Genomic DNA, 8,940 nt, shown 5'->3' on the forward strand with positions numbered 1-8,940 from the left:
GGGGGGAAGTGGGCGCGTCAGACGCAATCCGACCCGACGCAACAAAACATTACAAACCAAGTATACGATTTGCCGACCATCACCATCTATACGGACGGATCGGCCCTCGGCAACCCGGGGCCGGGCGGCTACGGCTGCGTGCTGATCTCGGGCCGCTTCCGCAAGGAGCTGTCGCAGGGCTACCGCCTCACGACCAACAACCGCATGGAGCTCACGGCCGTATGCGCCGCGCTCGAACTGCTCAAATTCGACGGATCGGACGTTACGATCTATTCCGATTCGCGCTACGTCGTGGACGCCGTAACGAAAGGCTGGGTCTTCGGCTGGGAGAAAAAGGGATTCGCCGGCAAGAAAAATCCCGATCTCTGGCGGCGTTTCCTGCGCGTCTACCGGCGCCACCGCGTCCGATTCGTCTGGGTAAAGGGCCACGCCGAAACGGTGGAAAACAACCGCTGCGACCAACTCGCCGTGGCCGCCGCAGGCGACTGCGCGCACCACATCGAGGACACGGGCTACGACGCTTCGGACGACGGGGCGTAAAAACCGGAAGCCGGCGCAAAAACCCGAAAGCCCCGTCTTCCGCAATGCCTGCTATCCGCCTCGCGGATCTTTCAAGCCTCCGGTCTCGCGTCTTTTTTCGCCTTGCGAAAGGTTTTCCGCACCTTTCGCAAGGCGAAAAGTACGAAAACCCGATATTCCAGCACTTTCTATTTCGGGAAAAAACCGCAAATTCCTGCTTCTCGCACCTTTTGCCCGCACCCGTGCGAGGCAGCGGCCCGTGCAGACAATCGCGTTATTTTCCCTTCCGATGCGTCATTTTCCGCGGGTTTTCCTATCTTTGCCGAGATATTAACCCCAAACAACCCCGCGAACACCCTATGTTCAAGACCTACATACGACTGCTCGGCTTCGCCAGCCCGATTTCGAAATACGCCGTACCCTACTTTTTCTACGCCGTTTTCTACGCGCTCTTCAACACGATCAACTTCGTGCTCATCATTCCGATCCTGAGCACCCTGTTCGACCCCGCCTACCGCTTCGAACCCGTCTACGAACTGCCGTCGACCTATGCCGTCAATCAGGAGACCTTCTCGCAACTCATCGGCTACCTCTACACCCACCTCTTCGGCACCGAATTCAGCATCTTCAAAACCCTCGTCCTGCTGGCCGCCACGGTGATGACCACCAGCCTGCTGAGCAACACGTTCCGCTACCTCAGCTCGTGGACCGTGGAGAACCTCCGCACGCGGTCGCTCCAGCGGATGCGCAACCAGATGTTCGACAAGGTGATCGGCATGAACGTGGGCTACCTCAACGAACAGCGCAAAGGCGACATCGTATCGCGCATCACGCAGGACGTGATGGTCGTGCAGTTCTGCATCACCAACACGTTGCAGGTAGCCTTCCGCGAGCCGCTGCTCATCATCGGCTATCTGGCGGCGATGTTCATGATCTCGTGGGAGCTGTCGATCTTCTCGATCGTCTTTCTGCCGCTGGTGGCCCTCCTGATCGGCTCGATCGTCAAGCGGCTCCGCCATCCGGCCCGCACCAGTCAGGAGCGCATGGGCGACATGGTCAGCACACTCGACGAAGCGCTCTCGGGCATCAAGGTCATCAAGAGCTACAACGCCACCGAATACGTCAAACGGAAATTCCACGCCATCAACGCCGAATTCTCGCGTCTGCAGCTCTCGATGGTCCGCCGCCAGCAGCTCGCCTCGCCCATGAGCGAATTTCTCGGCATCTCGGCCGCGGGCGTGATCCTCGTCTTCGGCGGCATGCTCGTCATCCGGGGCTCGCTCGACGCCGGCGGTTTCGTGGCCTTTCTGGCCATGTTCTCGCAGATCACGCGCCCCGTGCGGTCGTTCATCGACCAGTTCGCCACGATCAATCAGGGCATCGCCGCCGGCGAACGCATCTTCGAGGTGCTCGATTCGCAGCCCGAAATCCAAGACCGCCCCGACGCCCGCACGCTCGACAGCCTCCGCGAGGGAATCGAGTTCCGCAACGTACATTTCACCTACGACGGCAGCCGCGAGGTGATCGACGGCATCTCGTTCCGCATCCGCCGCGGCGAGACCGTGGCGCTGGTCGGCCCCTCGGGCGGCGGCAAGTCGACCCTCAGCGAGCTCATTCCCCGCTTCTACGACGCAACCTCGGGCGACATCCTGATCGACGGGATCCCGATCCGCGACTACACGCAGGAGAGCCTGCGCGCCCACATGAGCGTCGTGGCGCAGAATACCGTGCTCTTCAACGACACCATCGAAAGCAACATCGCCATGGGCAAACCCTCGGCCACGCACGACGAGATCGTCGCGGCGGCCAAGGTGGCCAACGCCCACGACTTCATCATGGAGACCCCCGAAGGCTACCGCACCAACATCGGCGACTGCGGATCGAAGCTCTCGGGCGGCCAGCGACAGCGTCTCTCGATCGCCCGCGCCGTGCTGAAGAACCCCGAAATCCTGATCCTCGACGAAGCCACCTCGGCCCTCGACACCGAAAGCGAAAAGCTGGTGCAGGACGCTCTGAACGCCCTGCTCGAAGGCCGCACGTCGGTGGTGATCGCCCACCGCCTCTCGACGATCCACAACGCCGACCGGATCATCGTCGTGGACCACGGCCGTATCGCCGAGCAGGGTACCCACGCCGAACTGATGGCCCGCAACGGTATCTACGCCAAACTGATCGAAATGCAGTCTTTCGACTGAAACCGAACGAAAAAAATGACCGAAAAAGAGAAAATGATCGCCGGCGAGTGGTTCGACCCGCAAGACGCCGAACTCACGGCCGACCGCACCCGCGCCACACGGCTCCGGCACCGGCTGAACGTCGTGCTCTGCGACCACGACGAGGAGTACCGCCGCGTCATGCGCGAACTGTGTCCCGCCATGGAGGGGTTCATCCGCGCTCCGTTCCAGTGCGACTACGGCTACAACGTCTCGGCCGGCGCAGGGACCTTCATCAACTTCGGCTGCGTATGCATCGACCTCGCACCGATCCGCATCGGCCGCCGCACGCTCATCGGGCCTAACGTGCAGCTGCTCACCGCCCACCATCCGTTCGACGCGGCGGAACGGGCCACGCAGCGCGAATGCGGCCGTCCGATCACGATCGGCGACGACTGCTGGCTCGGAGGCGGAGCGATCGTCTGCCCGGGCGTTACGATCGGCGACGGCTGCATCGTCGGTGCCGGCGCGGTCGTAACGAAGGATCTGCCGGCCCGTTCGCTCGCCGTGGGCAACCCTGCACGGATCGTGCGGACCCTCTGACCCCGAACCTCCGCCCGCCCTCCGCGGCCGACAAGGCCTTGAGAGAACCGCTTCGAACAGACGGATTTCCCCGCCTCGGAGCGGCGGGCGGTGCGCACGGTCCGATGTCCGAAGTGCCATGCCGCGCACGGACCGCAGAGACGCACCTGTCGCCGGACGGCCGCACCCGAAGTCTTTTCGTCGATCGACGTGTCCGGCGAATGCCCGCAGACGGTCTCCCTCTCCGTTCGGCAGCGGCGGAAAAAGTCGATCTTCGTGCGGTCGTTTCCCGCCCCGGCATGGCCCGAACGAGTTCGGCCCTGCACTCGGCTCAATGAAACGGTTGAATGTATTTCTTCCATTTTCCGCCCCGGCATGGTCCGAACGAGTTCGGCTCTGCACTCGGCTCAATGAAACGGTTGAATGTATTTCTTCCATTTTCCGCCCCGGCATGGTCCGAACGAGTTCGGCTCTGCGCTCGGCTCAATGAAACGGTTCGTCCGCGATGAAACGACACCCGGCCGTACCGAACGATGTCCGGCAGACAGCTCTGTGCGTCAAGGACGACGAAGAGCCGGAAGCCGCCCGTCCGGCACGGGCATCGGACTGCCGGAAGAGAGCGGGCCGAAGAGACAATCGGGTTTGCGAAAGCACCGGATTTTCCGGAGATTTTACTATCTTTGCGAGTTGTTACGAAATCAGCAATCACACGATATGAAATTCAAAGAGTACAAGGGTCTCGATCTGGCGGCGACAGCCGCCGACGTGCTGAAAGAGTGGGACGAGAACGACACGTTCCACAAGAGCATTTCCACCCGCGAAGGACATCCGGCGTTCGTCTTCTACGAAGGGCCTCCCTCGGCCAACGGACTGCCGGGCATCCATCATGTGATGGCCCGCACGATCAAGGACGTATTCTGCCGCTACAAGACCCAGCGAGGCTATCTGGTCCACCGCAAAGCGGGTTGGGACACGCACGGCCTGCCCGTGGAACTGGGCGTCGAGAAAAAACTCGGCATCACGAAGGAGGACATCGGCCGCAAGATCTCCATCGAGGAGTACAACCGCACGTGCCGCGAAGCCGTCATGGAGTTCACGGGCGTCTGGGAGGACCTCACGCGCAAGATGGGCTACTGGGTCAACATGGACGATCCCTACATCACCTACGACAACAAATACATCGAGACGCTGTGGTGGCTGCTGAAACAGCTTTTCGACAAGGGGCTGCTCTACAAAGGCTACACCATCCAGCCCTATTCGCCCGCAGCGGGCACGGGTCTCTCGACCCACGAACTGAACCAGCCGGGCTGCTACCGCGACGTGAAGGACACGACCTGCACGGCGCAGTTCGAGGTGGTGCGCGACGCACGGAGCCAGCGGCTCTTCGAAGGCACGGAGGGCGCGCTCTGTCTCCTCGCATGGACCACGACGCCGTGGACCCTGCCGTCGAACACGGCGCTCGCCGTAGGTCCCGAAATCGAATACGTGCGCATCAAGTGCCGCAATCCCTATACGGACACCCCGCAAACGGTGATTCTCGCCCGCGATCTCGTGGGCTCCTACTTCCCCAAGAAGGCCGAGGGCACCTACGAGATCATGGAAGGCTCGCTCCGAGGCCCCGAGCTGGAAGGCGTGCGCTACCGGCAGCTCATGCCGTGGGTGCGTCCCGACGGGGATGCGTTCCGCGTCATTCTGGGCGACTACGTAACCACGTCGGACGGTACGGGCATCGTGCACATCGCGCCCACGTTCGGCGCGGACGACGCCCGCGTGGCCCGCGCAGCCGGCATCGCCCCCCTGTTTCTGGTCGACAAGGCGGGCAAGAATCAGCCGATGGTGGATCGCAAAGGACGTTTCTTCCCCCTCGAAGAGCTCGATGCCGAATTCGTCCGCACGCACGTCGACGTGCGCAAATACGGCGAGTATGCCGGCCGCTACGTGAAGAACGCCTACGACGACTCGCTGCCGGCCGATGCGCCGACGCTCGACGTCGATCTCTCGGTGATGCTCAAGGGCGAAGGCCGCGCCTTCAAGATCGAGAAGCACACCCACTCCTACCCCCACTGCTGGCGGACGGACAAACCCGTGCTCTACTACCCGCTCGATTCGTGGTTCATCCGCACCACGGCCCTGCGCGACCGCATGATCGAACTGAACCGCACGATCCGCTGGCGGCCCGAATCGACCGGCACGGGCCGCTTCGGCAAGTGGCTCGAAGGGCTCGTCGACTGGAACCTCTCGCGCTCGCGCTTCTGGGGCACGCCGCTGCCCGTCTGGGCTACGGAGGACTACTCCGAGCTCAAGTGCATCGGTTCGGTCGAGGAGCTCGTCGCGGAGATCGAGAAGTCGGTGGCCGCGGGACTGATGCCGGAGAACCCCTACAAGGATTTCAAGGTGGGCGACTACTCGCGGGAGAACTACTCCGCGGAGCGCATCGACCTGCACCGCCCTTATGTGGATTCGATCGTGCTCGTCTCGTCCAAGGGCGAGCCGATGCGGCGCGAGCCGGATCTCATCGACGTGTGGTTCGACTCGGGCGCCATGCCCTATGCGCAGCTGCACTACCCGTTCGAACACAAGGAGGACTTCCGCACGGTCTTCCCCGCCGACTTCATCGCCGAAGGGGTGGACCAGACGCGCGGCTGGTTCTTCACGCTGCACGCCCTCGCCTCGATGCTCTTCGATTCGGCGGCCTTCCGCAACATCATCTCGAACGGGCTGGTGCTCGACAAAAACGGCAACAAAATGTCGAAACGGCTGGGCAACGCCGTCGATCCGTTCGACGTGCTCGCCACCTACGGGGCCGACGCAACCCGCTGGTACATGATCTCCAACTCGCAGCCGTGGGACAACCTCAAGTTCGACCGCGACGGCGTGGACGAGGTGCGCCGCAAGTTCTTCGGCACGCTCTACAACACCTACTCCTTCTTCGCCCTCTACGCCAATGTGGACGGCTTCACGGGCCGCGAGCCCGAAATCCCCGTAGCGAAACGCCCCGAGATCGACCGCTGGATCGTCTCGCTGCTCAATACGCTGGTGAAGACCGTAACGGAGGCGCTCGAAAACTACGATCCCACGCCGGCCGCACGGGCCATTCAGGAATTCGTGTGCGAGAACCTCTCGAACTGGTACGTGCGCCTCAACCGCAAGCGGTTCTGGGGCGGCGGCATGACGGACGACAAACTTGCGGCCTATCAGACGCTCTACACCTGTCTGGAGACCGTCTCGATGCTGGCGGCGCCCTTCGCGCCCTTCATCACGGACCGCATCTTCCGCGACCTGAACGCCGTGAGCGGCCGCCACGCCGACGAATCGGTGCATCTCGCGCTCTTCCCTGCGGCCGACGCCGCACGGATCGACCCCGAGCTGGAGCAGACGATGTCGCTCGCGCAGCGCATCTCGTCGATGGTGCTGGCCCTGCGCCGCAAGGTGAACATCAAGGTACGCCAGCCGCTCACGAAGATTCTCGTTCCGGTGCTCGACGCCGAAACCAAACGGCGCATCGAAGCCGTGAAAGGACTGGTGATGGGCGAAGTGAACGTCAAGGAGGTGGAACTGATCGAACAGACCGCGGGGCTCATCACCAAGCGGATCAAACCCAACTTCAAGACCCTCGGCCCGAAATACGGCAAATACATGAAGCAGATCGCCGCGATGACGGCCCAGTTCACGCAGGAGCAGATCGTCCGGATCGAATCCGCCGCGGAGACCGAGCTCGACCTCGGCGCCGAACGCATCACCCTGACGGCCGCCGACTTCGAGATCACCTCGGAGGACATGCCCGGCTGGCTGGTCGCCTCGGAGGGAAAGCTCACCGTGGCGCTCGACATCACTCTGACGGACGAACTGCGAGCCGAAGGCGTGGCACGCGAGTTGATAAACCGCATCCAGAATATCCGCAAGGAGTCGGGATTCGAAGTTACCGACCGCATCCGCGTCGGCATCGAACTGACGCCTCTGACGCGCGACGCGCTCGCACGCTACGCCGGCTACATCGCTGCGCAGACCCTCGCCGACGAGGTGGCGGGCAGCGCAACGCCCGAAGGCGCCGCAGTGGTCGACACGGAAGTGGACGACGAACGTGTGCGCATCGCCGTAACACGCCTCTGAGCGAATTTAACGGGTAAAATTTGGTACTTACGGAAAAAGTGCTTAATTTTACATAAATCACAAACAACAGAGATTATGGCAGACGAGAGAACACGTTACAGCGACGCCGAACTCGAAGAGTTCAAACAGCTGATTCTGAAAAAGCTGGAAAATGCGCGCGCGGACTACGAACTGCTGCGCGCCACGATCACCCATACGGCCGACAACGATACCGAGGATACATCGCCCACGTTCAAAGTGCTCGAAGAGGGCGCCACCACGCTCTCGAAAGAGGAGAGCGGACGGCTGGCCGCTCACCAGATGAAATTCATCCGCAACCTCGAAATGGCGCTCGTTCGCATCGAGAACAAGACCTACGGCATCTGCAAAACCACCGGCAAGCTGATTCCGAAGGAACGGCTGATGAAGGTGCCGCACGCCACCGAGTGCATCGAAGCCAAGGAGAGCCGCAAATAAGACCGCAGCCGGAAGCGGTTTTCAGTTCGGACGGCCGGCAGCCGAACGGGTTCCGGCAAACGCAACAGGCACACTCCGCCGTCGAGGAGCGCCTACCTGCGGGACGACGGCATATTTGCGGACACTCGACGCAAAGGGAGGGAGACCGCCGAAAGGCACTCCCTCCTTTCTCATGTGTGCATCGACCGGCCGCGACGATGCATGCCCCCCGGCTGCAAACCGCACGACAAACCGAACAGTCCCGCGACCGAAAACCGTGTTTGCGGACCGCCGCGCCCCCGCGAGAGCGAAGAAGACCGAACGATAATCGCAGCCGGATGCGGCATCGGTCCCGTATGTACTCTCCCCTACCCTCCCGCAGCCGCCCGGCGAAGGGCCCTCCGACCGCACGATGAAACCTCCGCCCCGTTCCTCGGCACAAAAACACGACGAACCGAGCCGGCCGAGTTCCGATGCGTCCACCGCACATACGCCCTGCAGCCCAAGGCGCCCCAACCTTCCGCAATCGCACTCCGACGCAGAAAACGGGGCCGCAAGCCTGCGGCGAACATCCGGATTTCCGAGGGAGGGAGAAGGGCCCCGACCTCGCCGCGCCAGCGGCATCGTCCGACCGCCGGTCCGCTCGCGCACACGCCCCGCAGCAACATACGCCCTGCCTCAAGTCGCCTGCCTTCGAAAACCGCCTGATAGGGTTCCCGAAAGCAACCGTTTCATCAGGCCGGGAGCAGAGCCGAACCCGTTCGGGCTGTGCCGGGGCGGAAAACGGACGAAAAAAAATTCGAGTTATCCTCTTCGCATGCAGCACGACCGGGAAATCCGAACGCGAGGAAGCATCGGATGATGTACACATTTTGCGAAAAAAATACCTATCTTTGGACGAATGCCGTTCCGCTTTTCCATACTCGCACTGTCGTTCCTGCTCGCCGCAAACGTCGCTTTCTCGCGAGAGGAAAGCCGAACGACGCCCCGCGGTTCCGCGACTTCGGCCCCGGCGCTCCCCGTTCCGGTCCCTTCCGTTGCTGCCGCCGAAAGCGGCGGCAGCGCACCGGCCGGGGAGACACTCCGAGGAACCGCCGCATACGCCCTTCATGCCCCGGCACGCCCCGGCACGCCCCGGCAC

At 62.5% G+C, this 8,940-nt stretch carries 5 protein-coding genes; all 5 read left to right on the plus strand.

Annotated elements, in window-relative coordinates:
• The first annotated feature begins 69 nt into the window (after positions 1 to 69).
• The 5 genes from rnhA to BN3659_RS11445 all read left to right on the plus strand — a co-directional run bounded on the left by rnhA (position 70) and on the right by BN3659_RS11445 (position 7,820).
• Positions 70 to 540, plus strand: a complete 471-nt coding sequence (gene rnhA / locus BN3659_RS11425; RefSeq protein ID WP_091537093.1) for a ribonuclease HI — start codon at positions 70 to 72, stop codon at positions 538 to 540.
• Between the two features lie 338 nt (positions 541 to 878).
• Positions 879 to 2,714: an ABC transporter ATP-binding protein gene (locus tag BN3659_RS11430; RefSeq protein WP_091537094.1), complete on the plus strand. Its 1,836-nt coding sequence runs from the start codon at positions 879 to 881 to the stop codon at positions 2,712 to 2,714.
• A gap of 15 nt (positions 2,715 to 2,729) precedes the next feature.
• Positions 2,730 to 3,275, plus strand: a complete 546-nt coding sequence (locus BN3659_RS11435) for a sugar O-acetyltransferase (protein ID WP_091537096.1) — start codon at positions 2,730 to 2,732, stop codon at positions 3,273 to 3,275.
• A 693-nt stretch (positions 3,276 to 3,968) separates the two neighbouring features.
• Positions 3,969 to 7,364 carry an isoleucine--tRNA ligase gene (ileS, locus tag BN3659_RS11440; protein WP_091537097.1) on the plus strand — a complete coding sequence of 1,132 codons (3,396 nt, stop codon included), beginning with the start codon at positions 3,969 to 3,971 and terminating at the stop codon, positions 7,362 to 7,364.
• A 75-nt stretch (positions 7,365 to 7,439) separates the two neighbouring features.
• Entirely contained in the window at positions 7,440 to 7,820 is a 381-nt protein-coding gene (locus tag BN3659_RS11445) for a TraR/DksA family transcriptional regulator (protein WP_091537099.1), read from the plus strand.
• Positions 7,821 to 8,940 lie beyond the last annotated feature (1,120 nt).

Source organism: Alistipes sp. CHKCI003 (assembly GCF_900021155.1).
Classification (GTDB): domain Bacteria; phylum Bacteroidota; class Bacteroidia; order Bacteroidales; family Rikenellaceae; genus Alistipes; species Alistipes excrementavium.

What these genes read in the sequence shown, in the direction of transcription:
- BN3659_RS11430 (WP_091537094.1), top strand. Translation starts at nt 879, where the DNA reads ATGTTCAAGACCTACATACGACTGCTCGGCTTCGCCAGCCCGATTTCG.
- ileS (WP_091537097.1), top strand. Translation starts at nt 3,969, where the DNA reads ATGAAATTCAAAGAGTACAAGGGTCTCGATCTGGCGGCGACAGCCGCC.
- BN3659_RS11435 (WP_091537096.1), top strand. Translation starts at nt 2,730, where the DNA reads ATGACCGAAAAAGAGAAAATGATCGCCGGCGAGTGGTTCGACCCGCAA.
- BN3659_RS11445 (WP_091537099.1), top strand. Translation starts at nt 7,440, where the DNA reads ATGGCAGACGAGAGAACACGTTACAGCGACGCCGAACTCGAAGAGTTC.